Below are 25,013 nucleotides of genomic sequence, written 5' to 3'. Positions count from 1 at the left end.
CGGCGCCTGGCACCTCGCCCCAGCCACCCCATAGCAAAGAAGGGCCATCCGGCCTCCGGCCGGACAGCCCCTCAACAAGATCTTCATCAGCCTTCTAGGGCGTGTCCGCCCCCTGGTCCTCGTCGAAGGGCTCGTCGCTCCAGCGGAACCAGGCCCGGTCGCCGTCGATGTGCAGGAGGAACTCGGGGACGGGGCCGTCCGGGGAGGAGAGGGAGACGTGGCGTCTGATGTCGGCGTACGCAGCCTCCCACTCCTCCCAGTGGCCCTCGTCGTCCCGTTCGGCCAGGGCGAGTTCGCGGGCGAACAGGTCCCGGACTGCGGCGAATCCGGGGCCCGCGGTGAAGCGGCCCGAGAGCCACGGGAAGTCGGCGTCGTCGATCTGGATCTCCCCGACCGGTTGCCCGGCCCCGTGCACCTGCCAGACCTCGCCCTCGACCCCCACGGCTCCTCCGTCCCCGCCTGCGGTCACTGCCCCGGACAGCCTGCCACCCCGGGCGGGGACGGCCCGGTCGTCACGCCGGGTCGAAGTTGAGCCGCTCCTTCACCACCGGGAAGCCGGCCTTGGCGAAGTTCGCCGCCATCGGGAAGTTGCCCTGATCCGTGGCCGCGGCGACGAACTCCGCGCCCTGCTCGACGAGGAAGTGGGTGCACTCGGCCAGGAGGTCGTAGGCGTAGCCGTGTCCGCGGTGTTCCGGCAGGACGCCGATGAAGCCGATGCAGGGGCCGGACGGGTTGTGGGCCGGGATGTGGATGCCGGCGATGTCGCCGTGCGCTGTGTAGGCGACCTGCCACCACTCGCGCGGCGACGGGCACCAGTGGAAGAAGTCGAGTTCCTCGCGGGCCGCCTGGTCGAGTCCGCCCTGCTCGACGGCCTTGAGCGCGTGGGCGTCCAGGGTGACGGAGTGGATGCGGCGCAGCGCGTCGAAGAACACGGCGTCGTCCGGTTCGGCCCGGAACTCCAGGCGCCCCGGCTGCTCGGGCAGGCCGCAGCCCGGGGTCCAGCGGTACAGGAGGCGTTCGACCAGGAGGTCGTAGCCGGCTTTCCGGGCGGCGCTGAAGCGGGTTTCGGCGGCGGCGCGCAGGGCCGGCTCGTCGCGCCAGCCGGCGGGCAGGTTCAGCTCCAGTTCGACCTGCCAGGGGGCGGAGCGCAGGAGGGCGGCACCCGCTTCCGCCTCGCCTTCGGCCACGTCGAACCAGTTGAGGTTGACGGGCTCTGTGTCGTCGGGGCCGCCCCACCAGGCGCCGCGGGCGACGACACGGCCATCGCGCAGGGCCACGCGCTTCCAGTCGGGGCGGTGGCGGGTCAGCCGGTGGCCCTCACGGGCGCCCAGCGGGTCGGGCAGGGTGTCGAAGAGTTCGGCGTCGCTCGTGTCGAGCGCGCGGATGACCACATCGGTCATGGGATGTCCTCCGGGACGCATGCTGCTGAGAGCGCTCCCGGTCGGTCAGTCGAGGCACGCCGGCACAACGGGGAGGGAGCGCGGGAACGGTGTGAACGGCACGGCTCTGCCCTCCTTCCGCTGGTCTCGGGGCGTGGCGCGGCACACGCTACGGGACCCGCCGGCGGGCCGTCCATCGGTTTTCCGGCGCGGCTCGGTGACTCCTCGAGAGGGGCCCGCTCGGGCCTCCGGCCGGCGCTGACGCCCTTCTCTTCGGGGCCCGCGGCCGCCCGTGGCGTGTGGGCCCGGCGTGCGGCGGCCGGGCGGGCGTAGCAGCGTGGTGGTGTGAGCAGTGTGCGCGGCCGGCCGGCGCGCCGGGACCCGGACCGGCGGGGCTGGCTGAGCGGCGCACCGCCGCCCGGCTGGGCCCGGGTGCTGCCGTCGGCGCTGCTGGCGGGAGTGTGCGCGGCGGAGCTGATCAGCCCGGAGCCGCTCGACATCGGTTTCCTGCTGGGCGCCATCCCGCCGCTGGCCGTGCTGGCGCACGGCCCGGTGGCGACGGCGGTGCTCGGGGCGCTGGCGGTGCTCGTGCTGACCGTCCCGGTCTTCGACCTGAACGATCCCGGCAGTACCGATGTACTGACCGTGTGTTTCGTCTCGCTGCTGAGTGTGCTGCTGTCGTACGTCCGCAGCAGCCGGGACGCCCAGCTGGTCACCGAGCGGGCCGTCGCCGAAGCCGCCCAGCGGGCCGTGGTGCCGCCGCTGCCGGAGCGGGTCGGGCCGGTTCGGTGTGCGGGCCTGTACCGGGCCGCGCAGCGCGGGACGCTGGTGGGCGGTGACTTCTTCGACGTACGGGCGGGCCCCTACGGCGTACGGGCCGTCATGGGCGATGTCCAGGGGCACGGGCTGTCGGCCGTCGCCACGGTCGCGTCGTTGCTGGGGGCGTTCCGGGAGGCGGCGCTGGACCAGCCGGACCCGGAGGCGGTGGCGGCCCGGCTCGACCGGAGGCTGGCGGTGGACTCGGCGGGCGACCCGCACGCCGAGCTGTTCGCGACGGCGGTGCTGCTCGACTTCTCCGCCGACGCCCGGGTCGTGCGGATCGTGGCGTGCGGGCAGGCCGGACCGCTGCTGCTGCGTGACGGCCGGGCCGTCGAGCTGGACGTCGACCCGTGCACACCGCTCGGTCTGGGCCTCGCCGAGGCCGCCCCGCCCCGGGTCGTCTCGGTGCCGCTGAGGGCCGGAGACCGGCTCTTCCTCGCGTCCGACGGCGTGACCGAGGCCAGGGACGCCGCCGGGGTCTTCTACCCCCTGGCCGAGCGGCTGCCGGGCCTCGCCGGCGAAGACCCGGTCGCGCTGGCCGAGCGGGTCTGGACCGACCTCGTCCGGCACTGCCCGGACGTACAGGACGACGTCACGATGCTGGTGCTCGCGCCGCGTCCGGGGGACGGGCCGTGACAAAAAGCGGCCGGCGGCGGCCCGCGACGTTTCTCGGGCCGCCGCCGGCGCCGTACGACCGGTACGTCAGTCCTTGATCTCACACTTGTTGCCGATCGCGGGGTTGAACAGCCCGATCACGTTTATCGAGTTGCCGCAGACGTTGGCGTTGACGTCGATGGGGATCTGGACGACGTTGCCGGAGAGGAAGCCGGGGCTGCCGGTGGCGATACCGACGGGACAGTCGTTCGCGCTCGCTGTACCGGCGAAGGCCAGCAGGGCGGCGCAGGCCAGGCCGGCCGCGGCAGTCACACGTGTGCGCATGGGTGAAGCTCCTGTCATTCGCAGGCACACGTGCCTCCAGCGTCACCCGGTGGGCGCCGCCGCGACATCGGTGAGCCTCCGAACGGGGTGCACGGGGTCCGGCGGGGCCGGGTTCCCGTTCTCCGGATGCACGCCGCCCTCCCGCGGGGAATGGTGATAGCGGACCCGTTTTTCAGCACCGGGGCCGCACCAGCGATCCGGACCCTAGGAGCAGAGAACATGTCGACCTCAGAGCCCACCGCATCCCGGCAGCCCGAGGACCGGGCCACCCCGGACCGCCTGCTCCACGCCCGCACCGGCACCGACGTGTCGCCGGAGGACCTCGTCCTCGCCTCGGGCAAGGACCTCACCCCCCGCAACCTCGAGTGGGCCAAGCGCAAGCTGGCCGCGGAGGGACCCGCCGCCCTGGAGAAGCTGCTGCCTTGACCGCCCGCCCTCGGCATACCGGAGGCCACCGGCCCGGCGGGGATGCGTCCGGGTCCGGTGGCCTTCGGTATGTCCAGCCCGTGGGTCAGACCCTGCCGTCGTCCTCGGGCAGGGCGCTGTCGTCCTCCACCACGTGCACGGCGGCCTCCTCCGCGCCGGCCGCTCCGCCGTCGATGCCGACGTCGGTCGCGACGGTCTCCTTCGTGGTGTCGGCGTGGGCGCCCTCGTCCGGGGCGACCAGGCGGCCGGCGCGGGCGGTGCCCGCCTCGGGGTCCACCGGTTCGCCATCGCTGTCCGGGGTGTCGCCCACCCCGTCACCGGCGGGCTCGGCGGACACGTCGGGGACCTCCTGGGCCAGCCGTTCGTCGAGGGTCTCGCCGTCGTGCTGCTCGGCGGCGGTGGTGCCGCGCTTGGTGACACCGAGGGGCTTCTCCGGCGGGGAGTAGCCCTCGTCGAGGGTGTCGTCGTACGTCCGCTCGTCGACGGCGTCCTGCAGGTCCAGCGGCGCGGCGTCCTCCTGCTCCTCGTTGGTCCCGGTGGGCTGGTACACGTCGTCCGCCATCGGTCCGGGGCGCATCGGTTCCGTGCCCATCACTCCTGCCTTCCTGTCGCGCTGCTCGACTCGTTCGTCTCGCCTGTCCGTTCCGCGTTTCCCGTTACGCGGGCTCTAACCTCGGCGGGTGTCCCCCGGCCGGGAAGGCGCCCGAACGTCTCGCGGACCAACGGCAGTTAAAACCGCGCGCGGCCCCGGACATTACCCACCAGTCAATCTTGAAAGCTCAAGGAGTGGGACTATCATCACTCGCACACACGGTGTGACCGGCTGCCGACGCGGCGGCAGCACGGTATCCGCCATCCCTTTTTCATCGTCCCCGGGCCCGAGGCCACCCTCCGCCGTCCGGCGGCGAGCTCCACCCCCCACCCCCCGACGCCGGGACGGCCTGTCCGCCTCCGGTCGTGCACAAGTGAAAGCAGCGCATCCATGAGCTACAGCAGGGGCAGAGGGCTGCAGGCCAACGTCCTCAGCACGTTCGACACCGTGGTGATGGCGGTCGCCGGCAGCGCACCGGCGTATTCACTGGCCGCCACCACCGCCGTCCTGGTCGGCGCAGTGGGGCTGGCCAGTCCGGCCGCCCTGCTGTACTGCGCGATACCCATGCTGGGCATCGCGCTGGCGTTCAGCTACCTCGGCCGGATCGACGTCAACGCCGGTGCCAGCTACTCGTGGGTGGGACGCACGCTCCACCCCTTCCTGGGCTTCATCAGCGGCTGGGCGCTGGTGATCTCCGCGACCATCTTCATGGTGGCCGGTTCGCTGCCCGCCGGATCGATGACGCTCGCGCTCTTCGACGGCGAACTCGCGGACAACACCGCGCTGTCCACGGTGGTCGGCGCGGCCTGGTTCCTCATCATGCTGTGCGTGGTGCTCGGCGGCGCCCGGCTCACGGTCCGGGCCCAGCTGATCATGTCCGGCGTCGAGCTGGCCATTCTGGCGCTGTTCGCGGTGCTCGCCTTCTTCCACACGGGCAACGCCCGCGCCTTCGACTGGTCCTGGCTCGGCTTCTCCCACTTCGACGGCATGGCCGGTTTCGCTTCCGGCGCGCTCATCGCCGCCTTCTACTACTGGGGCTGGGACGTCACGAGCAACCTCAGCGAGGAGACCCGCAACAGCCGCCGTACGACGGGCCTGGCGGGCCTGATCGGGCTGGGCATCGTCTTCCTGCTGTTCGAGGTGTTCACCATCGCGGTGAACGTGATCCTGTCGTCGAAGCAGATCGAGGAGAACGACGCGAACGTGCTGGCGGTGCTCGGCGAGGAGATCTGGCCGGGCTGGGGCGGCAAGCTGCTGATCGTGGCCGTGATGCTGTCGACGATCGCCACGCTGGAGACGACGCTCATCCAGGTCACGCGCTCGCTGTTCGCGATGGGCCGGGACCGTACGATGCCGTCCGCGCTGGGCCGGGTGCACCGCCGGTGGAACACCCCCTGGGTGGCGATCGTGGTGGTCGGGGCGGTGGCCCTGATCATGTTCATCGCCTCCAACGCCCTGGGCTCGGTGGGCGACATCCTCTCCGACGCCATCTCGGCGATCGGGCTGCAGATCGCGGTCTACTACGGTCTCGCGGGGCTCGCGGTGGTCGTCGCGTACCGGAAGATGCTGCTGAAGTCCGCGTCCAACTTCCTCTTCGGCGGCCTGTGGCCGCTGTGCGGCGCCCTGTTCATGTTCTGGGTGTTCGTGGAGTCGCTGGGCGAGCTGAGCAGCGCCGCGATCACGATCGGCATCGGCGGTCTCGCGGTCGGGCTGGTCCCGATGCTCTGGTACTGGAGGCAGGGCAGCGACTACTACCGGCCCGCGAAGCTGGACGCCTCGCGCGCGGTCGAGAGGGACTACGTCCCCGACGAACAGGACGCGCACACCCGCGTCCACGAGGGCCTCTCCACCGACTTCTGAGGAGAACCGGCGATGGCGCGAGGCAGTCTCAGACGTGGTTTCACTCCCGACTTCGACCCCGACTGCGGGGACACCGGCCTCACCTCCGCCCGACAGGACGTCGTGATCGGCCGCTGGCAGGGGCTGCGGGACCTGCTGGGCGCCACCGGCCGCGACTGGGCGGCCCGGGGGCACCGGGTCCGGCAGCTCGCGCAGGTGTGCGCGGGCAGTTCGACGGTGGAGTCCTGGCTCTCGGCGGACGCCCACAGCGCCGACGCGCTGGTGTTGCGGGCGGCGACGGAGACGGCCCGCACCTTCAACGTGGCCATCGCGGCGGGGCGTGGCGTGCCGATCGACCAGCACCGCGTGGACGCCGCGGTGCTCGCCTGCCTGACGGCGGCGGAGGCCTACCCGGAGGATCCGACGCCGTGGGTGTCGCTGATCTCGGTGGCGCGCCTGTACCCGTCGGGGGTGCGCCGGCAGGAACTGGGGCGCTGGTGGGACGAGTTGCACGGGCGCGACCCGTACAGCGTCGAGGGGCACCTGCAGGTCCTGCACTACTACTCGGCACGCTGGCACGGCACGCACGGCCTGATGTACGACTTCGCCCGGGACGCGGCCGGGGTGGCGCCGCCCGGCTGTCCGCTGCCGGTGCTGGTGCAGTACGCCCGGGTCGAGGAGTACCGCTTCGCCCTGGACGCGGCCCGGGGCAGGCACTCCGCCGTGGGGCTCTCACAGCACTGGAACCACGACGGTGCGGCGAGCGACCTGCGGCGGACCTGGCAGCGCTGGGTCATGAGCCGGACGGAGAGCACGATCGCGCCCGCCGAGCTCCGTGACTTCAACTACCTGGCCCACGCGGCCTGCTCCGCCGGCGCCACGGACATCGCGGGCGTCCTGCTGGGCATGCTGGGCGCCCGCGCGACCCACACCCCCTGGTCGTACACGGGCGATGCGGAGAAGCAGATCGTCAAGTGGCGCAAGGAGCTGCGGCGGGGGACGTGAGCGCCTGTCAGGAGCTCTGCGGCCCGGCCAGGTCCCCCGACCACTTCTCCTCGATGCGCCCGGCCCTCCACACCACCAGCGCCACCACCCAGGTGGCGAAGAACAGGGCGACGACCACATAGCCGAGGATGTTGAGGTCGAGGCCGGAGATCCAGTCCCAGAAGGCGCCGTGCAGGTCCAGCTGCTCGGCGAGGAGGCCGAGGAGTTCGACCGTGCCGATGAGGAGGGCCACGGCGACGGACAGGCCGGTGATGGTGAGGTTGTAGTAGACCTTGCGGACGGGCTTGGAGAAGGCCCAGCCGTACGCGAAGTTCATGAACGAGCCGTCGATGGTGTCGAGGAGGCACATCCCCGCGGCGAACAGGACGGGCAGGCACAGGATCGCGTACCAGGGCAGTCCGGAGGCCGCGCCGGAGCCTGCCAGGACGAGCAGGGCGATCTCGGTGGCGGTGTCGAAGCCGAGGCCGAACAGCAGGCCCAGCGGGTACATGTGCCAGGGCTTGGACACCGACTCCATGACGCGGCCCAGCAGGCGGTTCATCAGGCCGCGGTTGTTCAGCTGCTCCTCCAGGGCGGCCTCGTCGTAGCGGCCCGAGCGCATGGCGCGGAACACCTTCCAGATGCCGGCCAGGATGACGAGGTTGAGGCCCGCGATGAGGTAGAGGAACGCCCCGGAGACGGTCGTGCCGATCAGGCCGGTGACGTCGTGCAGCGAGGAGCCGTCGTCGCGGACCGGCCCGGCCAGGGTCTTCACGCCGAGAGTGAGCAGGAAGGCCAGGGCGAAGACGACGCTGGAGTGGCCGAGGGAGAACCAGAAGCCGACCGACAGCGGCCGCTGGCCCTCCCCCATGAGCTTGCGGGTGGTGTTGTCGATGGCGGCGATGTGGTCGGCGTCGAAGGCGTGCCGCATGCCGAGCGTGTACGCGGTGACGCCGATGCCGACGCCGAAGGTCTGCGCGCCGATGGCGTGGTGCTCGGGGGCGACGATCGCGACGAGGGTGACCCAGCCGATCAGGTGCAGGGCCAGGACGGAGGCCGCCATCCCGCCGGCCCTGGTCCACTCCCGCCGCGTCATGGAGGTGCGGACGCGGTGCCAGGCCGTGCGCTGGGCGGGGAGGGGCGGAGTGGACTCAGGGGCGGCCGTCATCGGGGGGAAGGTCTTTCTGTCGGACGGACGGCTGCGATGAACAGCCTCGCGCCATCCTCCGGTACCTGCAAGTGATGTGCAGTAAAGCCCGTGACAGGTCTTGTCCATGGAACCGGAAACTCCGCCGGGCCGACCGTCGGTCCGGCCGGGTGTCACCCGCCGGCGCTCGGTCCGTCCGGCCGGGTGTGCCGCTGCTCGACCATCTCGCGGCTGAGTTCCTCCGTCTCCCCCGCGGCCAGCCGCTCGAAGCCGTCCTCGGTGATGACCGAGACGATCGGGTAGATGCGGCGGGTGAGGTCGGGGCCGCCGGTCGCGGAGTCGTCGTCCGCCGCGTCGTACAGCGCCTGCAGGGCGGCCAGGGCCGCCTCCCGGCGGGACATGCCCGGGCGGTACAGCTTCTTCAGCGCGCCCCGGGCGTAGGGCGATCCGGAACCCTCGGCGTGGAAGCCGAACTTCTCGTAGCGGCCGCCGGCGACGTCGAAGGAGAAGATGCGGCCCCGTGCGCCCTCGGGGGCCGCGGGGTCGTAGCCCGCGAGCAGCGGGACGACCGCCAGGCCCTGCATGGCCTGGCCCAGGTTGTTCCGGATCATGGTGGCCAGCCGGGTCGCCTTCGCGGCGAGGGTCATGGGGATGCCCTCGATCTTCTCGAAGTGCGCCAGCTCGACCTGATACAGCTTCACCATGTCCACCGCGAGCCCGACCGTGCCCGCGAAGGCGACCGCGCAGTGGTCGTCGGCGGGGTGCACCTTCTCCAGGTCGCGCTGGGCGATCAGGTTGCCCATCGTCGCCCGCCGGTCGCCCGCGATCAGCACGCCGTCCCGGTGGGTGAGGGCCAGCACGGTCGTGCCGTGCGGGGCGCCCTGCGCGCGGACGCCGGCCGCGAGGACGCGCCGGGTGCTCAGCAGCTCCGGGCGGTGGGCCGCGAGGAACTCCGTGAAGGACGAGGAGCCCGGAGTGAAGAACTCCTCACCCAGCCTGCCCCCGTGGTCGCTCGCCGTCATGCCGTTCCCCCTCGATCGTGACCGTCAACCGACTCCTACCTGTGCCGGGCGGGCGGGAAACGCGCTCTGAGGCGTCAGGGGCCCGGTGCGACGCGGACGTCCAGATCCGAGATCCGGTGGACGGGCCAGGAGCGGGCGTAGCGGGGCGGGGCGCCGCCGGCCGGTGCGAGGTGGGCGACGGGGAGACGGTCCGCGGTGCGCAGGATGCCGGCCACGGTGATGTTCTCGTTGTTCCCGGACGTCGCCCCCGAGGAGCACCCGGTGTAGTAGCCGATGGGGATGGCCTCGTGACCGGTGAGCAGGCAGGGCGGGCGGACGCCGAGGCGGTGCAGGGCGTCGGCGGTACGGCCCCAGTCGCGGCGGCTCTCGGTGTTGCGGGACACGGCGCCGTGCAGAACGGCGAGCTGCGCCGCGAGATGCCCGGCCAGGCAGAGCGCGACGAGTGTGGCGGCCACCGGGCGCCAGGCTCCGCCCGGCCTTCTGACCAGGTGCCACAGGGCGTCGGCCACGGGGATCGCGAGCAGCGCGTAGGCCGGCTGGAGGAAGCGCGGCGCCGCGTAGCCGATCATGAAGAGGTACGGCAGCGCGGCCGTGGTGGCGCAGGCCAGCGGGACCAGGGTCCGTCCCAGGCGCCGGGCCCGGCCCGCGACGACCAGCCCGAGACCGGCCAGGACGGGGAGGGCGAACCACCAGAGGGTGACCAGGGGGTTGGGCATCGGCCCGGTGCACGGCCGGCACAGGGCCCGCCCGCCCAGGCTGCGCAACTGGTCGTCGACGGCGATCTGCCAGCCCAGTCCGCCCTGGATCCGGGAGGCCTCCGCCAGCCGCTCCCCCAGACCCCCGTGGCCGGCGTACGCCTCGATCACCCATGGCACGGCGCCCGCCGCGAGCCCCGCCGCGAGCACGAGGAGGATGTGCCAGTGGCGGCGCGCCAGGGCGAGGACGAGCAGCGGCACGGCCACGTAGACCGCGTCGGTGGGACGCATCCACGCCATGAGAGCGGCGCCCGCCGCGAGGCCCCACAGGACCGCGCGGGCGGAACGTCCCGCCCGGGCCCGCAGGAAGCAGCCGACGCTGATCAGGGCGCCGATCGCGACCCAGTAGTTGGGCATGGCCTGCGGGCCGTAGAAGAGGGTCAGCCACAGGGACGCGAAGAGGGCCCCGCCGACGACCAGGACGCGGGTCGGGAACAGGCCGCGCCAGGAGCGCAGGGCCAGATAGAGGGCGAGGCCGGACAGCAGGGCCAGGTAGACGCGCAGCAGCGGGACGGACGACGACCAGGACGCGACGGGCGCGACCAGCAGCGAGACGCCGCGGGAGCGGGGGGCGCTGAAGAAGGCCGCGGGGTGGTGGGAGGTGACCTGGCTGACGTAGACGATCTCGTCCCAGCCGAGGCCGAGCACGGGCCGGACCAGGATGAGCTGCGCGAGGGCGAAGACGGCGGCCAGCACGGCGAGCGGCCGGCTGCCGAGCGTCACGCGGGTGGTGCGCGGTCCGGCCGGCTGTTCGCGTCTTCGCCTTCGGACGAGGATGGCGTTCGCGCCATCAGGCATGTTCCGCCCCTTACCCCGGTGATCGGAAAACACGATCAAGCTAACCCCCGGGGCCGGGGTATGCAGGGTGGAACTCGGCCAAGTGCCTGACGCGGGGGCGTGGGTCAGCGGGCGTTCGGGGCCCGGTGCGGGGGCTGGCTCGGGGCCGGACGGTGGGTCAGCCCGGGAACGGGCCGGGAGACGGGGGCGTCCTCGCGCACCGTCAGCTCGGTGCCGTGGTGCCGGATGGTCAGGGGCATCCCGGAGTTCAGGGTGTACGTGGCCTGGCCCGCGGTCAGTTCCACGCGCAGGCACCGGCCGAGAAAGCCCACCGTGAAGGCGAGCCGGCTGTACCGCTCGGGCAGCCGGGGTGCGAACCGCAGGGTGCCGTCGGTACAGCGCATGCCGCCGAAGCCGGCGACCAGCGCCATCCAGGTGCCCGCCAGGGAGGCGATGTGCAGTCCGTCGCGGGTGTTGTGCTCCAGGTCTCCGAGGTCCATCAGCGCGGCCTCGGCCGTGTAGTCGGCGGCCAGGTCGAGATGGCCGGCCCGGGCGGCCATGACGGCCTGGACGCAGGCGGACAGGGAGGAGTCGCGTACCGTCAGCGGCTCGTAGTAGGCGAAGTTGCGGGCGATCTGCTCCTCGTCGAAGTACTCCTCGAAGAAGCTGCCGCAGGTGTACATCGCCAGCACGAGGTCCGCCTGCTTGATGACCTGCTTGCGGTACAGGTCGAAGTAGGGGAAGTGCAGCATCAGGGGGTACTGGTCCGGGCCGGTGCGGTCGAAGTCCCAGCGCTGGTGGCGGGTGAAGCCGGCGTGCTGCTCGTGCACGCCGAGTTCCTCGTTGTAGGGGACGTTCATGGCCTCGGCGGCGTCCCGCCACGCGGCGCGTTCCTCCTCGTCTGCGCCGAGCCGGGCGGCCTCGTCGGGGTGGCGTTTGCAGGCGTCGGCGGCGGCCAGCAGGTTCGCCCGGGCCATGAGGTTGGTGTACGTGTTGTCGTCGGCGATGGCGCTGTACTCGTCCGGTCCGGTGACGCCGTCGATGTGGAAGGCGCCCCGGTCGTCGTGGTGGCCGAGGGAGCGCCACAGGCGGGCCGTCTCCACCAGCAGCTCCACGCCGACCTCGCGTTCGAAGCTCTCGTCGCCGGTGACGGCCACGTACCGCACGACGGCGTCGGCTATGTCGGCGCCCACGTGGAAGGCCGCCGTGCCGGCCGGCCAGTACGCGGAACCCTCCGAGCCCTCGATGGTGCGCCAGGGGAACGCGGCACCGCGCAGGCCGAGCTGGGCGGCGCGCTCCCGGGCGGCGGGCAGCGTGTCCAGACGCCAGCGCAGGGCCTCGGCGGCGGGCTTCGGCGCGGTGTAGGTCAGCAGCGGCAGCACGAACGCCTCGGTGTCCCAGAAGGCGTGGCCGTCGTAGCCGGAGCCGGTGAGGCCCTTGGAGGGGATGGCGCGCTGCTCGGCGCGGGCACCGGCCTGGAGGACGTGGAAGAGGGCGAAGCGGACGGCCTGCTGGATCTCCTCGTCGCCGTCGATCTCGACGTCGGCGCGCGCCCAGAAGTCGTCGAGGTAGTCCCGCTGGTCCTCCAGGAGTCCCTGCCAGCCGCTGTGCCCGGCCGCCGCGAGGGCCGCCTCGACCTGGTCGCTCATCGCGGGCCGGGAGCGGACTCCGGACCAGCCGTGCGCGACCAGCTTCTCCACGCGCAGCCGCTCCCCCGGTTCCAGCACGGAGGTGATGGTCAGCCGGGACACGTCCACGTTGCTCTCGCTGCTCGTGGTGGTCCGCTCGGGCCCGGAGACCGTGTGGTCGGCGGCCACGGCGACCCGCAGACCGCTGCGGCGGGTGCGGTGGACCAGGCGCAGCCGGTTGCCCTCGGCGAGGTCCTCCTCCGGTTCCAGCGGCGACTTCAGCGCCTTGGCGGCGCGCGGGTCGCCGTCCGGCTCGGGCAGGCTCTCGTTGGTGACGAGTTCCGACTGGACGACCACGCGGGTCCGGCTGTCGACGGGCTCCACCTCGTACGCCACGGCGGCGATCGCGCGCTGGGTGAGGGAGACCAGCCGAGTGGAGCGCACCCGGACGGTCGAGCCGGCCGGTGAGGTCCATTCGCAGACCCGTTCCAGGACTCCCCGCCGCAGATCGAGGGTCCGCTCATGGGTGACGAGCCGCCCGTAGCGCAGGTCGAAGGGCTCGTCGTCGACCAGGAGCCGCAGCACCTTGCCGTTGGTGACGTTGATGGAGGTCTGGCCGGACTCCGGGTAGCCGTAGCCGGCCTCGGCGTAGGGCAGCGGGTGCAGTTCGTGGACGCCGTTGAGGTAGGAGCCGGGCAGGCCGTGCGGTTCGCCCTCGTCGAGATTGCCGCGCCAGCCGACGTGGCCGTTGGACAGGGCGAAGACGGACTCGCTCTGCGCCAGGACGTCGAGGTCGAGTGCCGTCTCGCGTACGGCCCAGGGCTCGACGCCGTACGCCCGCTGTGTGATCACTCCGTGTCCCCCAGTTCGGCGAGGTCCTGCACCACGATGTCGGCACCGTGCCGGTACAGCGCGTCGGTCTGTCCGACCCGGTCGACTCCGACGACGTACCCGAAGCGGCCCGCGCGGCCCGCGTCCATGCCGGCCAGGGCGTCCTCGAAGACGGCCGCTTCGGACGGTTCGACGCCCAGGTCCCCGGCGGCGGCCAGGAACGTGTCGGGCTGCGGCTTGCCGGGCAGCTTGCGCTCGGCGGCGACGACGCCGTCGATGCGTACGTCGAAGAAGTGCTCGGCGCCGATCGAGCGGAGCACGTCACGGCAGTTGGCGCTGGAGGAGACGATCGCGGTGCTCAGTCCGTGCGCGCGGACCGCCTCCAGATAGCGCAGGGTGCCGTCATAGGCCTCGACGCCGTCGGTGCGGATCTTCTCCAGGACCAGCTCGTTCTTGCGGTTGCCCAGTCCGTGCACGGTCTCGGCCCCCGGTGGGTCGTCCGGAGCACCGTCGGGCAGGTCGATGCCGCGGGACGCGAGGAAGGTGCGCACGCCGTCGGCGCGTGGTCGGCCGTCGACGTGTTCGTCGTAGTCCGCGTCGCCGAACGGCCGGAAGTCCGCGCCGTCGCGCTCGCGCAGGAAGGCGTCGAACATCTCCTTCCAGGCGGCCGCGTGCACGACGGCCGTCCTGGTGACGACGCCGTCGAGGTCGAAGAGGCAGGCGTGGATGTCTTCGGGGAGACCGAGCTGCGTCATACAGGTCCGGTTTCCCTCCCGGTGGTGTTCCAGTGAGTGGCGCACGCCACATGCCGGGGGCGCGAAGGGGTGGGGGGGTTCCCGGGCCTCCGTCCTGATCCGGGTGGCAGACTCGCCTTGTGCCGCACGCCTTCGACGACCTCGTCCACCGCGCCCGGGCCCTCCCTCAGGGTGGCCGGCGCGCGATCCTCGGCATCGCGGGGAGCCCCGGCGCGGGCAAATCGACGCTCGCCGAGCGCCTGGTGCGGGAGTTGAACGGCACCGGTGACCCCTGGGTCGCGCACGTCCCCATGGACGGCTTCCACCTCGCCGACGCCGAACTGGAGCGCCTCGGCCGACGGGACCGCAAGGGCGCGCCCGACACGTTCGACGCGGCCGGCTACGCGGCCCTGCTGCGAAGGCTGCGCGACGAACCCGGCGACGTCGTCTACGCCCCCGGCTTCGAACGCGTCCTGGAGCAGCCGGTCGCGGGCGCGATCCCGGTTCCCCCGACGGCCCGTCTGGTCATCACCGAGGGCAACTACCTGCTCCTGACCACCGGTGCCTGGCAGCGCGTCCGTCCCCTCCTCGACGAGGTGTGGTTCTGCGAGCTGCCCGAGAGCGAACGCGTCCGCCGACTGGTCGCCCGCCACGAGCAGTTCGGCAAGAACCACGAGGAGGCGGTGGCCTGGGTGTCCCGCTCGGACGAGCGCAACGCCGGGCTGGTCGCGGCGACCCGGGGGCGGGCGGACCTGGTGGTGCCGGGTGAGGCATGATCTGCCCATGATCAGATCCGCCACCCCGGACGACATCCCCGAGATCCGGGCGATGATCCGTGAACTCGCCGCGTACGAACGGGCCGAGGAACAAGCCCGGGCCGGCGAGGAGCAGTTGCGCGAGGCGTTGTTCGGGGAGGACCCCGCCGCCTTCGCTCTGATCGCCGAGGACGACGGCACAGGTGAGGTCATGGGCTACGCCCTGTGGTTCCCGCGCTTCTCGACCTGGACGGGTACGCGCGGCATGCACCTGGAGGACCTCTACGTCCGGCCGCAGGCGCGCGGCTCGGGGTACGGCAAGGCCCTCCTCGCGGCCCTCGCCGCGACCTGCCGGCGACGCGGCTACGACCGCTTCGAGTGGTGGGTCCTGGCCTGGAACACACCGGCGATCGACTTCTACACGTCGCTCGGGGTGGAACTCCTGGACGAGTGGAAGGTGTGCCGGCTCAGCGGCGAGTCCCTTGCGGAACTCGCCGCCCGGGCACCGCAGGTCGTGGACCCGGCCTGCGACGGGTGAGCCGCTGTCAGGCGGACAGCGTCAGTTCCGGTTCGCCGTGCGCGTCGCCCGCGGCCTCGCCGATCAGCGCCGTGAACGCCTCGGTGCGGACCCTCAGGGCCGTCCCCACCCGCTCGAACACGGGCGTGAACGGGTCCGCGCCCGGGCCGTAGCGGACCGCGAAGACGTGCAGGTCCTCGGGTGCGCCGGGGGCCGGTTCCGCTTCCAGGGCCGTCGAGGCGACCAGGTGGCGCCAGCCCTCGTCGGGGTTGCCGTAGCCGCGGGGGTCGGCGGCCAGGGCGAAGGCGGCCTGTTCCTGGGTGACCGGTGTGCGGGCGTCGAAGTGGTGCGGGTCGTCCGGGGCCGGGTGGGTCAGGCGCAGGTCACCGGCCGATGTCATCCGGGGTTCGGCGGTCCTGCGGACCCGGTCGCCGTCGTCGGCGGCGTACGGCAGGCCGGCGAGCAGGTACGGGGTGCCGGGGAGGCGTTCGACCGCGACTGTCGTCCACAGGGCCGTGCCGTCGGTGACGTACAGGGACTGGACGTGGCGCAGGACGTGGTCGCGGCCCACCACCGGTGTGGTGACCAGCTTCGCTCTCAGGCCTTCCGCCACCACGTCCCGTACGCGGACCTCGCCCATCGGGCGGCACAGCAGAAAACCGTCCGTGACGGGGCCGAAGCCGTGCTGGCGGTTGACGGCGGCGGGCAGGTAGTAGGTGCCGGCCGCCTCGACCAGGCTTGGGGTCATGCGGGTGTCGAAGGCCACCGACACCGATCCGGCGCGGAGCTGGTGGCGGGCCGGTGCCGTCGAGGGGGCGCGGTGCCAGCGCGTGGTGTCCTGGATCTGCCAGACCAGCATCCACGCGAAGTGGCCGTCGACCCCGCCGTCGGCCTTGCACGCGTACCGCGCCCAGCGGCTGTCGCCCCGGTAGCGGCCCAGGTCGGAGCCGATGCGGGCGCCGAAGTAGCGCAGGCCCAGCACCGACTCGAAGGCGGAGTGCTGCTCGCTGTAGCGGGGGCCGCCGTTGTCGAAGCCGCCGCCCGTGAGGCGGGCGTCGAGGTAGCGGGCGAGCGCGTCGCCGTCCTCGGCGAAGATCTCCGCGCCGCTGACGCGGTGGGCCTGGGCGAGGAAGGACAGGGAGATCGGGCCGTAGTTGTTGTCGTAGGCGCCGCCGTGCTCGGGGGGCAGAAGGGCGCCGCGGTCGGCGACCCGGTGGGCGCGGATCTCGTCCTCGTAGAGCCGCAGGGCCTCCCGCCGCACCGCGTCGCCCTCGGCGGGCGGGAGGTGCCGGGCCAGCATCAGGCCGCCGACGACGCAGCCGATCGCCTGGTTGCCGGCCTCCTGCGGATTGAAGAACGTGGCCTCCGTCAGCCAGCGCCAGTAGCCGTGCGCCACCTCGGCGAGCCGGGTGCGCTGGGCGTCGTCGACGAGGCTGTCGGCCGCGTCCAGGACGTTGACCGCCTGGAGCAGGGCCCAGACCGTGCTCGGCCAGTCGCCGATGGGGTGCGCGCCGGCCGCCAGGGTGTAACGGGCGTACGGCAGACCGGAGCCACGCACCCGCAGGTTGGGGTAGCCCGGGTTGTCCTCGGTGTACACCCGCTCGGCAAGGTGGAAGGCGAGGCTGCGGCGTACCGCGTCGGGCAGCCGGGGGTCCTTGCCCCGCTGCCAGGCGAGGGCCAGCAGCGAGGTGATGCCGAGGGACGTGTCGCCGATGTCGTCGACGCAGTCGGGGTGTTCGAGATTGCCCTCCGGCGTCATGCGGGCCAGGGCCTGCTCGGTGACGTCGGCGAGGACGGCGTCGTACGCCTCCGGGGTGTCCGGGAGGTCGTGCAGCGGGCCTCGCTGGTGGGGGAGGTGCACGGGTGGATCAGCCCTTCATGCCTGAGGTGGCCATGCCGTGGGTCGGGGTGGGCACGGTCAGTCCTTCAGCCCGGCGTTGATGTCGGCGTTCATGACGTAACGCTGGAACACCAGGAAGACGACGATCAGCGGAATCATGGAGATGACCGATCCCCCGAGCAGCACCGACCAGTTGATGTTCTGGGCCCCGACGAGGCTCTGGATGCCGATCTGCACGGTGAACTTCTCGGGGTCGTTGAGCATCAGCAGCGGCCAGATGTAGTCGTTCCACCGCCACTGGAACGACAGGATGGCGAGCGTCAGCATGATGGGCCGGGAGATCGGCACCATGATGCGCAGGAAGATCGACAGCTCACGCGCGCCGTCGATGCGGGCGGCCTCGATGAGCTCGTCGGGGACCGTCAGGAAGAACTGGCGGAACATGAAGCACCCGGTCGCGGTGAGCACGGCCGGGAGGATGATGCCGGCGAGCGAGTTGTAGAGGCCGAGGTCGCGGACCACCAGGAACTGCGGGGCGAGCATGACCTCGGACGGCAGCATCGTGGTGGCCAGGATGCCGACGAAGAAGACCTTGAGCCACTTGTTGTCGTACTTGGCCAGCGCGTACCCGGTGCAGCAGCTGACTCCCACCGTCAGGATCGTCGCGATCACACACACGATGGTCGTGTTGATGAAGTACTGGGAGAAGTTGGCGCTGCGCCACGCTTCCGCATAACCCGACAGTGTGGGGTTGTGCGGAAACAGCGTCAGCGGAAGGGAGAAGAGGTCTCCCGCCGGTTTGAAGGAGCTGAGGAGGAACCACAGCACCGGCAGCCCGTAGAGGGCCGCCAGGACCCAGAGCAGTGTCGTCGCGGGCACCGCGCGCCGCAGCCCACCGCCGGCCGCGCTGCTGGGCCGCTTCCTGGAGACGGCCCGTACGGAATCGGCACCGACCTTGCGCGGCGTGTCTGTGGTTGTCATCGGTTCTCCACCCGCCGGTTGACGATCAGCTGGATGATCGCGACGGCCATCAGGATGAGCATGAGCACGAACGACGCGGCGCTCGCGTAGCCGATCTGGCCCGCTTTGAACCCGGTCTGGTAGATGTACTGGACGAGCAGGTTGTTCGACGTTCCGGGTCCGCCGTTGTTGAGGGAGGCGAACAGCGGATATTCCTTCATCGCGTGGATCGTGTTGAGCAGGATCACGATGAAGGACGTGGGCGCGATGCTCGGCCAGGTGATGCTGATGAACTGGCGCCACGGACCGGCGCCGTCGAGCGAGGCCGCCTCGTAGTACGACACCGGTACGTTCTTGATCGCCGCGATGAACAGCAGCATCGAGAAGCCCGTCCAGGCCCAGGATGCCGCCACCACCACCACCATCAGCGACAGGTCCGCGTTCGACTGCCACGGAACGGCGCTTCCGCCGAGCTTCTCGATGACGTAGTTGACCAGTCCGAAGTTCTCACCGAACAGCCACCGCCACAGGACGCCCACGACGATGGGCGACAGAAGCCATGGGATGAAGAAGAAGACGCGGGCGACCGAAACGCCCTTGGCGTGCTTGCTCACCAGGACGTTCGCGATGAGCAGCGAGAACACGAAGTTCAGCGGAACGAAGAGCACGGTGTACAGCAGCGTCCGGGTCGCCGCGTCGTAGAAGACGGCGTCGTCGAGCAGCCTGCTGTAGTTGTCCAGTCCGACGAACTGGAACGCCCCTACGCCCGTGTAATTCGTGAAGGAGTAGACGAGCCCGATCACCGCCGGCCAGAGGAAGAACAGCGCGAAGAGCACGACATTGGCCGCGATGAGGACGAGCGGCGCGACGGTGTACTTGCTGCGTCTCCTGGGCGGGCTCACGGACACGTCCGAGGCGCGTTTTGTCATCTTCCTGACTCCGTGCTGGTGGAATGGGTTCCTGTGGGCTCAGGCCACGAGCCCGGCATCACGTGGGGTCCTGAGGCCCGGGCGGCGGTGTCTCGATCCCGCCGCCCGGGCCTGTCGGCCTACGCTCAGCCGCCGACCTGCTGGTTGTAGCCGGCCACGATGTTCTGCAGGGCCTTGTCGGCCGACTGCTGGCCGTTGATCGCCTTGCCGAGCTCCGTCTTGGTCGGGTCCTCGGTGAGGCTCTTGCCCTTCAGCACCCAGTTCGTCTGCGCACTGTTGAAGTAGCCGGAGATCGGGTCGTAGAGCGGGATCGACTCGTTGTACAGCTTGAACGCCGCCTGCGCCGCCTCGGACTTGAAGGGGTACTTCGGGCTCAGGCCGGTCTCGACCGGCAGGAATCCGGACGCCTCACACAGGGCCTGGTAGTGGGCCGGCTCGTACAGCCAGGACAGGAACTTCGTCGCGGCTGTGGCGGCGTCGGCGTTGTTGTTGAAGCCAACCGTCATGCCGCCGCTGTTGACGTCGCTGGCCTGCACCGGCTGCGCGGGAGTCGGGACGCTCGCCCACTCGAACTTCTTGATGCTCTCCGCGAAGGCGGGAACCTGCCACACGCCCGACCAGTAGGCGACCACGTCACCGCTCTGGAACATGGCCGACGGGTCGGCGCCGCTGGTCCACACCGACTTCGGCATGGTCTTGTCGTCATTCAGTCCGACGAAGTACTTCACGGCCTTCTTGGTCGCCGCGTCCACCGAGAACTTGCCCGAGGAGTCCGCGTGGACGTACTTCCCGCCCATCTCGTACACCATGGCGCGGAGCCGGGAGGGCGACTGGTCGAACGTCAGCGAGTACTTGGCGCCGGTCTTCTCCCGGACCTTGTCCGCCGCCTTGATGAAGTCGGTCCACGTCCAGGTCTTCTGGGGCGAGGTCGGGTAGGAGACGCCGGCCTTCTCGAAGAGCGACTTGTTGATGAACATGCCGGACGCGGTGACGTCCGAGGGGATGGACAGCACCTTCCCGGACGAGTCCTTGGCGACGAAGTTGCCGTTGATCTTGTTCTTCTTGTTGTTGGCGATGTCCTTGAGGTCGATCAGCTTGTTCGACCAGATCGGGTCCAGCTTCGGCACGGCCGCCACGTCGGGCAGGGAGTTCGCCTGCGCGGCGTTGCGCAGCTTCGCGTCGTAGCCGTCGTAGGGGATGTTGACGAGCTTGACCTTGACGCCGGTGTCCTTCTTGTACTGCGCCACCATCTTCTTCCAGCCCGCGTCCTGCCCCGGAACCGTGGAGATCCAGAACGTCAGCGACTTGGCGTTCCCGCCCGAGTCGGATCCCGACCCGCAGGCGGAGAGCAGAAGGGCACCTGCCGTGGCCACGGCAGCGAGGGGCACCACACGGCGTATGCCGCCGCGGCCGAGCCGGCGGGAGCGCCGCACACCCAGACTGGTCATCTTCAATCCCTTTTCGTCGTAGCGGAAGAAGCACGGCGCCAGCCGAGGCGGCACGGGTGCGTTTTTGCAGGAATTTCGCTTTCCGGGGGCACGGCCTCGCCCGGCCGCGTCGCCTTGACGGGTGGGGTCCCCGGCCATGACGGCCGGCGTCGCACAAGCACGCCCTCGTGCGGCTGCCGTACTTCACGTACGAGCGGGAGGCTCACCCGGAGTCGGCGTCCCGGCCGACTCAGAAAGCGCTTGTCCGGACATTGGCAGACCGATGCCGCAGCCGTCAATGCCTCGCTCGCACAGCTCCGGTCACGGTTTGAATTCCATGGGCGACGGCGAGCCTGCTGGCGCCCGCCACCGTGCCGGTGTCGCCCACCACGCTGCTGACCACCTCGGTGGGCCAGCTCAGCCGGTCCAGCTCGGCCCGCACCCCGGGCAGGAGCTGCGGATCCGCGCCGGTACCGCCGCCCAGCACGATCAGTCCGGGGTCCAGTACGGCGGCCACGGCGGCGGCGAGCCGGCCCACATCGGCGGCGTGCGCGTCGATCACCGCCCGGGCTGTGGCATGTCCCCGCCCCGAGAGGGCGAGGAGCCGCTCGGCGGTGCGCGGGCAGGGGCCGTCGCCGTCCTGCCACGCCTCGGCCGCCCGGCGCAGCAGCATGCGCGAGCCCATGCGCTGCTCCAGGCCCTCGTGGCGCGGGGCGCGGCTCTCGTCCCAGGGATACGGAATCCGGGCCACCTCACCGGCGGCGCCGTTGGCGCCGCGCAGCACCCGGCCGCCGATGACGACGGCGAGACCGATGCCGACACCGATGCGCAGGTAGCCGAAGGTGTCGCGGCCGGTGGCGGCGCCCTCGTGCAGTTCGGCGAGCGCGGCACAGTTGACGTTGTTCTCCAGGTGGACGGGCACGCCCTCGGGCAGCGCGACGGCCATGGCGTCGAAGACGGGTCCGGCCTTGGCGGTCGCGGGGCGTTCCCCGGCGCCCTCCCCGTCCCGGGTGGTGACATCGCCGACGGCGACGACGACGGCCCGCAGCGGAGCCCCGGTGGGCAGCGCGTCGAGGACCTTGCGGACGGTGTCGGCCGCCTCCTGCCGTGAGCCGGTTCCCTCGGCGAGCAGCGCGCCGTCCAGGGCGCAACCGCGCACCCGGGTCTTGGCGGGCCCCAGATCGACGGCGAGCACGGAACCGGCGGCCGGGCCGAGCCGGTAGACGGCGGCGCTGCGTCCGGTGCCGCCGGAGGCGCGCCCGGAGTGGGCGGCGAGCTCGACGGCCTCGAGTTCGGCCACGGCGGTGGAGACGGTCGGCTTGGAAAGGCCCGCACCGGCCGCCAGCTGGGGGCGGGTGGCCGTTCCCGTTCCGGCCAGTACGTCGAACACCACACGGGCACTCTCACTCAGGTGCATGGTCTCCCCAGGTCGTGCTGCGGCCGGGCGGGGCAGGCCGCAAGGGTCGCGCGGCATCGGGAATTCCGTGCCTCTTGACGCACCCTACTTCGTTAGTTAACTTCCTAACGAAGTTCACGGTACTCGCCTGCCGTGTTCGGCAGAAGCCCGTCCCGGGGCTTCCCAACCTCTTCAACTGCCGTGGTCCGACGGGCGGTTCGCCTGCCGTTCGCCGTGCCGCGCAACGACGAAAGAGGACCCGTGCAGGACTCCACGCCTTACGCGGTCGGTATCGACGTGGGCGGCACCAAGACGCATCTGCGCGCCTTCGCGGACGGCGAGGACATCGTCGACCGTGTCCGCAGCAGTACCGGATGGCGGCCGCACGACCCCGGGGCCGCCGCCGGCTGGCTGGCCGCACTGGTCGCCGACGCCCTGCCCTCCGGCGTACGACCGTCCACGCTCGCCGTGGGCGGTCACGCCTGTGAGACGCCACGCCAGTGCGCGGGCATCCGGGACGCGCTTCGGGAACGGCTGGGGGTGCCCGCGCTCGTCGTGGGCGACGCCGAGCTTCTCGTTCCCGCCGCGGGACTGGACAAGGGCGTCGGTCTGGTCGCCGGTACCGGTTCGGTCGCCGTGGGGCGGCTGCCCGACGGCGCCGCTGTCCAGGTCGGCGGCTGGGGCGCGGTGCTCGGCGACGAGGGCGGCGCGGCCGGCCTCGTCCGTGAGGCCGCGCGGGCCGTCTGGGCCGCCCACGACCGCGGTGAGGAGCCCGACGCGCTGGCGACCGGCCTGCTCACCGCGTTCGGGGTGGCCGAGGTGCCCGCGCTCGGCGCCGCCCTGGAGGCCGCCACCAACGTCTCCGCCGAGTGGGGCCGTCACTCCCCCGCCGTGTTCGCCGCCGCCGAGGCGGGCTCGCCGCTCGCACGGGCCGTGATCACCGACGGCGGCCGGGCGCTCGCCGGGCTCGTCGGACGGCTCGCCGCCCGCGGTGTGCCCGTGGACGACGTGGTGGTGGCGGGCGGCACGGTGCTCGCCCAGCCCGCGCTGTACGAGGCGTTCACCTCCGCGCTCGCCGAGTCCCTGCCCGGCGCCCGGCCGCAGCCGCTGCGGGTGCCGCCGGTCGAGGGCGCGCTGGCCCTGGCCCGTTCGCTGCTGTGAGCCGGGCGGCCGCCGTTCACCTTCCGGACACGGGCTGGTGGCCGGACCCTCTCCGAAGGGTCACAGCACGGCCGTAGATCTTCGCTCGTACGCACCAGGTGCCACGGAAGCAACCACGGGCACCGAACGTCGCACTCGCACCACCTCCCGGCCGCACGGCCGAAGCTCCCGCCGCAGAATCCCTGCGCAGAACTCCAGAGAGGCGCACCCATGCCGACATCAGCCGGGCACCGCACCGCCGCAACCGTCAACAGGCGGGGTTTTCTCAAGACCTCCCTCGGTGCCTCGGCGAGTGTGGTCGCCGCACCGACCCTCGTCTCGTGGCTGGGCGCCGCGGACGCGAAGGCCGCCACGGGTTTCGCCGCGTTCGTCGACGACTACAAGTCGAACGTCCTCACGAACCTGACCCCCGAGACCAACGCCGTCGTGCGCATCCTGGGCGGCATGTCGCAGGTGTGGAAGACCGGCGACGCCTGGGACACCGGCCGGGTCCTGGACCGCGAGGTGCTGCGCGCCAACATGCGCTACTGCGCCCGTATCACGCAGGCCCGCACCGAGGCGCAGGCGAAGGAGGCCTTCCTCTACGACCGCCGGCACCAGAGCTACGCCATGATCGCCGGTCTCGGTCCGCTCGCCGGGCTCTACATCTCCGGTGCCAAGGCGGTCACGTCGATCACGAGCGCTCCGGACGGCACGCCCCCCGGGAAGATCAACGACACCCTGCCCGCCGATGCCCCGGCCGGATCCGCGCTCGGAGCGGGCTCGTACGACTCGGACCTCGGCCAGGTGGCCAAGCTGGTCGACACCGTGCGCGGGCCGTTCGCCTCGGGCAATCCCGGCAAGTTCGCCTTCCAGTACCCGCGCCCGTGGCGGATGAACGAGGACAGCGAGGTCGTCGACACCGGGACGAAGGACGCGCTCGGCTACCCGGTGTACGACTCGGACGTCGTCGTCGCCCCGCAGCTGCTGCGCCAGCGTTCCGAGAACGCGCAGGAGGACGGCGGCTTTCCCAGCGGCCACACCAACGCCTTCCACCTGGCCGGTCTGGCCTTCGCGTACGCGGTCCCCGAGCGGTTCCAGGAGCTGGTGACGCGGGCGTTCGAGCTCAGCCACACCCGGATCATGTCGGGCATGCACTCCACCGTCGACGTCATCGGCGGCCGGATCATGGCCACCGCCCTGACGGCCGCGGCCCTGGCCGACCCGGCGAACGCGGAGCTCAAGGCAGCGGCCCGCGCCCAGGCCCTCTCCTACTTCACGCAGCGGACCGGCACGACGGCGGACACCCTGTACGACTACGCCCACCCGGGCGCCGGGGACGCCTACGGCGACCGCGAGGCCAACGCCCGCGCGGTCGGGCCCCGGCTGACGTACGTCCTGCCGCGCCGCGGCCGCAAGGACCCGCTCACCGTGCCGAAGGGCGCTGAGGTGCTGCTGGAGACGCGGCTGCCGTACCTGACCGCGGCCCAGCGGCGCGAGGTGCTGCGGACGACCGCGCTGCCCTCCGGCTACGTCCTGCTGGACGGCTTCGAGCAGTGGGGCCGGCTGAACCTGTTCGCCGCGGCGGACGGCTACGGCGCCTTCGACCGGGACGTCACCGTGACGCTGGACGCGGCGGCCGGGGGCTTCCACGCGGCCGACAGCTGGCGCAACGACATCGAGGGCCACGGCGGTCTGGCCAAGCGCGGCTCGGGCTCGCTCACCCTGACGGGCCACAACCGCTACCACGGCGGGACCGTCCTCGAGGCCGGCACGCTGGTCGCCGCGTCGCCGGGCGCCCTGGGTGAGGGTGACGTCCGGGTCACGGGCGGCACGCTCCGCGCGGACGAGGTGCTGCGGGTGCGCGGCTCCTACGTCCAGGAGGGCGAGTCGACACTGGAGCTGCCGCTGTGCAGGCACCGCGGTCCGGCCCTCACGGTCAGCCGGCGGGTTCTGCTGGGCCGGGGCAGCGTGCTGTCGCTGCGGCTCGGCACCGAGCGGCCCCCGGTCGCGGGAACGACCGTCCCCGTCCTGTCCGCCGCGCAGCTGCGTGGCCGGTTCGACCGTGTCGAGCTGGACTCGACGACGCTGCGTGCCGTGCCCGTCCACACGGCTGACGGTCTGTCGGTGCGACTCGTGAGGCGGTAGCGCTTTCCACGGCGGGGGCTGATGCAGAG

At 71.8% G+C, this 25,013-nt stretch carries 22 protein-coding genes; 8 read left to right on the top strand and 14 right to left on the bottom strand.

All coding sequences use genetic code 11. The features are described 5' to 3' along the window. Window positions 1-94: 94 nt before the first annotated feature. Window positions 95-442 carry a hypothetical protein gene (locus IO24_RS0109260; protein WP_031133813.1) on the bottom strand — a complete coding sequence of 116 codons (348 nt, stop codon included), beginning with the start codon at window positions 440-442 and terminating at the stop codon, window positions 95-97. A gap of 70 nt (window positions 443-512) precedes the next feature. Continuing rightward, window positions 513-1,400: a GNAT family N-acetyltransferase gene (locus tag IO24_RS0109255; protein ID WP_031133811.1), complete on the bottom strand. Its 888-nt coding sequence runs from the start codon at window positions 1,398-1,400 to the stop codon at window positions 513-515. Window positions 1,401-1,724: 324 nt separating this feature from the next. On the opposite strand from IO24_RS0109255, the gene IO24_RS0109250 reads away from it, so the two are divergent. After that, entirely contained in the window at window positions 1,725-2,834 is a 1,110-nt protein-coding gene (locus IO24_RS0109250; RefSeq protein ID WP_031133809.1) for a PP2C family protein-serine/threonine phosphatase, read from the top strand. A gap of 66 nt (window positions 2,835-2,900) precedes the next feature. Here IO24_RS0109250 and IO24_RS0109245 read toward each other — a convergent pair whose 3' ends face one another. Continuing rightward, the gene (locus IO24_RS0109245; protein ID WP_031133807.1) at window positions 2,901-3,137 is read right to left on the bottom strand and encodes a chaplin; all 237 of its coding nucleotides are present in this window, start codon (window positions 3,135-3,137) and stop codon (window positions 2,901-2,903) included. Window positions 3,138-3,356: 219 nt separating this feature from the next. Between IO24_RS0109245 and IO24_RS0109240 the strand changes: the two genes are divergently transcribed. After that, the gene (locus tag IO24_RS0109240; RefSeq protein ID WP_031133805.1) at window positions 3,357-3,563 is read left to right on the top strand and encodes a hypothetical protein; all 207 of its coding nucleotides are present in this window, start codon (window positions 3,357-3,359) and stop codon (window positions 3,561-3,563) included. An 85-nt stretch (window positions 3,564-3,648) separates the two neighbouring features. Here the strand turns inward: IO24_RS0109240 and IO24_RS0109235 are convergent, their stop codons facing one another. Further along, window positions 3,649-4,140 (bottom strand): DUF5709 domain-containing protein, encoded by a 492-nt coding sequence (locus IO24_RS0109235; RefSeq protein ID WP_420823203.1) that lies wholly within the window; start codon window positions 4,138-4,140, stop codon window positions 3,649-3,651. Window positions 4,141-4,545: 405 nt separating this feature from the next. On the opposite strand from IO24_RS0109235, the gene IO24_RS0109230 reads away from it, so the two are divergent. Both IO24_RS0109230 and IO24_RS0109225 read left to right on the top strand, forming a co-directional pair. Continuing rightward, a complete protein-coding gene (locus IO24_RS0109230; protein ID WP_031133803.1) occupies window positions 4,546-6,015 on the top strand; it encodes an APC family permease in 1,470 nt (489 codons plus the stop codon). 12 nt (window positions 6,016-6,027) lie between these two features. Further along, a complete protein-coding gene (locus IO24_RS0109225; RefSeq protein ID WP_031133801.1) occupies window positions 6,028-6,999 on the top strand; it encodes a hypothetical protein in 972 nt (323 codons plus the stop codon). A 7-nt stretch (window positions 7,000-7,006) separates the two neighbouring features. Here the strand turns inward: IO24_RS0109225 and nicT are convergent, their stop codons facing one another. From nicT to IO24_RS0109200, 5 genes are all read right to left on the bottom strand, one after another. Continuing rightward, on the bottom strand, window positions 7,007-8,146 hold the full coding sequence (nicT, locus tag IO24_RS0109220; RefSeq protein ID WP_031133799.1) for a Nickel transporter NicT: 1,140 nt from the start codon (window positions 8,144-8,146) through the stop codon (window positions 7,007-7,009). Between the two features lie 152 nt (window positions 8,147-8,298). Beyond that, a complete protein-coding gene (gene prcB, locus IO24_RS0109215) occupies window positions 8,299-9,147 on the bottom strand; it encodes a proteasome subunit beta (protein ID WP_031133797.1) in 849 nt (282 codons plus the stop codon). A gap of 74 nt (window positions 9,148-9,221) precedes the next feature. Further along, on the bottom strand, window positions 9,222-10,700 hold the full coding sequence (locus IO24_RS0109210) for a hypothetical protein (RefSeq protein WP_031133795.1): 1,479 nt from the start codon (window positions 10,698-10,700) through the stop codon (window positions 9,222-9,224). A gap of 104 nt (window positions 10,701-10,804) precedes the next feature. Beyond that, window positions 10,805-13,159 (bottom strand): glycoside hydrolase family 65 protein, encoded by a 2,355-nt coding sequence (locus IO24_RS0109205; protein ID WP_031133794.1) that lies wholly within the window; start codon window positions 13,157-13,159, stop codon window positions 10,805-10,807. Next, window positions 13,156-13,893, bottom strand: a complete 738-nt coding sequence (locus tag IO24_RS0109200; protein WP_031133792.1) for an HAD family hydrolase — start codon at window positions 13,891-13,893, stop codon at window positions 13,156-13,158. Before IO24_RS0109200 ends, IO24_RS0109205 begins: the two co-directional genes overlap by 4 nt. Window positions 13,894-14,012: 119 nt before the next feature. Between IO24_RS0109200 and IO24_RS0109195 the strand changes: the two genes are divergently transcribed. Both IO24_RS0109195 and IO24_RS0109190 read left to right on the top strand, forming a co-directional pair. After that, window positions 14,013-14,648, top strand: coding sequence for a nucleoside/nucleotide kinase family protein (locus IO24_RS0109195; protein ID WP_031133790.1), 636 nt, complete (start codon window positions 14,013-14,015; stop codon window positions 14,646-14,648). 7 nt (window positions 14,649-14,655) lie between these two features. Beyond that, window positions 14,656-15,165, top strand: a complete 510-nt coding sequence (locus tag IO24_RS0109190) for a GNAT family N-acetyltransferase (RefSeq protein WP_031133788.1) — start codon at window positions 14,656-14,658, stop codon at window positions 15,163-15,165. A gap of 7 nt (window positions 15,166-15,172) precedes the next feature. Here the strand turns inward: IO24_RS0109190 and IO24_RS0109185 are convergent, their stop codons facing one another. From IO24_RS0109185 to IO24_RS0109165, 5 genes are all read right to left on the bottom strand, one after another. Then, window positions 15,173-17,005, bottom strand: coding sequence for a hypothetical protein (locus tag IO24_RS0109185; RefSeq protein ID WP_031133786.1), 1,833 nt, complete (start codon window positions 17,003-17,005; stop codon window positions 15,173-15,175). Window positions 17,006-17,062: 57 nt separating this feature from the next. Next, on the bottom strand, window positions 17,063-17,965 hold the full coding sequence (locus IO24_RS0109180) for a carbohydrate ABC transporter permease (RefSeq protein ID WP_031133784.1): 903 nt from the start codon (window positions 17,963-17,965) through the stop codon (window positions 17,063-17,065). After that, window positions 17,962-18,873 (bottom strand): carbohydrate ABC transporter permease, encoded by a 912-nt coding sequence (locus IO24_RS0109175; RefSeq protein WP_031133782.1) that lies wholly within the window; start codon window positions 18,871-18,873, stop codon window positions 17,962-17,964. Before IO24_RS0109175 ends, IO24_RS0109180 begins: the two co-directional genes overlap by 4 nt. 125 nt (window positions 18,874-18,998) lie before the next feature. After that, on the bottom strand, window positions 18,999-20,321 hold the full coding sequence (locus tag IO24_RS0109170; protein ID WP_031133780.1) for an ABC transporter substrate-binding protein: 1,323 nt from the start codon (window positions 20,319-20,321) through the stop codon (window positions 18,999-19,001). Window positions 20,322-20,595: 274 nt separating this feature from the next. Next, window positions 20,596-21,717 (bottom strand): ROK family protein, encoded by a 1,122-nt coding sequence (locus tag IO24_RS0109165; RefSeq protein ID WP_031133778.1) that lies wholly within the window; start codon window positions 21,715-21,717, stop codon window positions 20,596-20,598. 240 nt (window positions 21,718-21,957) lie between these two features. Here IO24_RS0109165 and IO24_RS0109160 point away from each other — a divergent pair, with 240 nt between their 5' ends. After that, window positions 21,958-22,857: an N-acetylglucosamine kinase gene (locus tag IO24_RS0109160; protein ID WP_031133777.1), complete on the top strand. Its 900-nt coding sequence runs from the start codon at window positions 21,958-21,960 to the stop codon at window positions 22,855-22,857. Window positions 22,858-23,067: 210 nt separating this feature from the next. Then, window positions 23,068-24,984 carry a phosphatase PAP2 family protein gene (locus IO24_RS0109155; protein WP_031133776.1) on the top strand — a complete coding sequence of 639 codons (1,917 nt, stop codon included), beginning with the start codon at window positions 23,068-23,070 and terminating at the stop codon, window positions 24,982-24,984. Window positions 24,985-25,013: the final 29 nt, after the last annotated feature.

Source organism: Streptomyces flavovariabilis, from assembly GCF_000725785.1.
Lineage (GTDB): Bacteria > Actinomycetota > Actinomycetes > Streptomycetales > Streptomycetaceae > Streptomyces > Streptomyces hawaiiensis.
The sequence above is the reverse complement of the archived record's forward strand: the minus strand, read 5'-3'. Positions and strand labels throughout refer to the sequence as shown.

Excerpts from the sequence above, each read along its gene's own strand:
- IO24_RS0109255 (WP_031133811.1), bottom strand. The coding sequence starts at position 1,400 with ATGACCGATGTGGTCATCCGCGCGCTCGACACGAGCGACGCCGAACTC.
- IO24_RS0109245 (WP_031133807.1), bottom strand. The coding sequence starts at position 3,137 with ATGCGCACACGTGTGACTGCCGCGGCCGGCCTGGCCTGCGCCGCCCTG.
- IO24_RS0109240 (WP_031133805.1), top strand. The coding sequence starts at position 3,357 with ATGTCGACCTCAGAGCCCACCGCATCCCGGCAGCCCGAGGACCGGGCC.
- IO24_RS0109235 (WP_420823203.1), bottom strand. The coding sequence starts at position 4,140 with ATGCGCCCCGGACCGATGGCGGACGACGTGTACCAGCCCACCGGGACC.
- IO24_RS0109230 (WP_031133803.1), top strand. The coding sequence starts at position 4,546 with ATGAGCTACAGCAGGGGCAGAGGGCTGCAGGCCAACGTCCTCAGCACG.
- IO24_RS0109225 (WP_031133801.1), top strand. The coding sequence starts at position 6,028 with ATGGCGCGAGGCAGTCTCAGACGTGGTTTCACTCCCGACTTCGACCCC.
- nicT (WP_031133799.1), bottom strand. The coding sequence starts at position 8,146 with ATGACGGCCGCCCCTGAGTCCACTCCGCCCCTCCCCGCCCAGCGCACG.
- prcB (WP_031133797.1), bottom strand. The coding sequence starts at position 9,147 with ATGACGGCGAGCGACCACGGGGGCAGGCTGGGTGAGGAGTTCTTCACT.
- IO24_RS0109210 (WP_031133795.1), bottom strand. The coding sequence starts at position 10,700 with ATGCCTGATGGCGCGAACGCCATCCTCGTCCGAAGGCGAAGACGCGAA.
- IO24_RS0109200 (WP_031133792.1), bottom strand. The coding sequence starts at position 13,893 with ATGACGCAGCTCGGTCTCCCCGAAGACATCCACGCCTGCCTCTTCGAC.
- IO24_RS0109190 (WP_031133788.1), top strand. The coding sequence starts at position 14,656 with ATGATCAGATCCGCCACCCCGGACGACATCCCCGAGATCCGGGCGATG.
- IO24_RS0109180 (WP_031133784.1), bottom strand. The coding sequence starts at position 17,965 with ATGACAACCACAGACACGCCGCGCAAGGTCGGTGCCGATTCCGTACGG.
- IO24_RS0109175 (WP_031133782.1), bottom strand. The coding sequence starts at position 18,873 with ATGACAAAACGCGCCTCGGACGTGTCCGTGAGCCCGCCCAGGAGACGC.
- IO24_RS0109170 (WP_031133780.1), bottom strand. The coding sequence starts at position 20,321 with ATGACCAGTCTGGGTGTGCGGCGCTCCCGCCGGCTCGGCCGCGGCGGC.
- IO24_RS0109165 (WP_031133778.1), bottom strand. The coding sequence starts at position 21,717 with ATGCACCTGAGTGAGAGTGCCCGTGTGGTGTTCGACGTACTGGCCGGA.
- IO24_RS0109155 (WP_031133776.1), top strand. The coding sequence starts at position 23,068 with ATGCCGACATCAGCCGGGCACCGCACCGCCGCAACCGTCAACAGGCGG.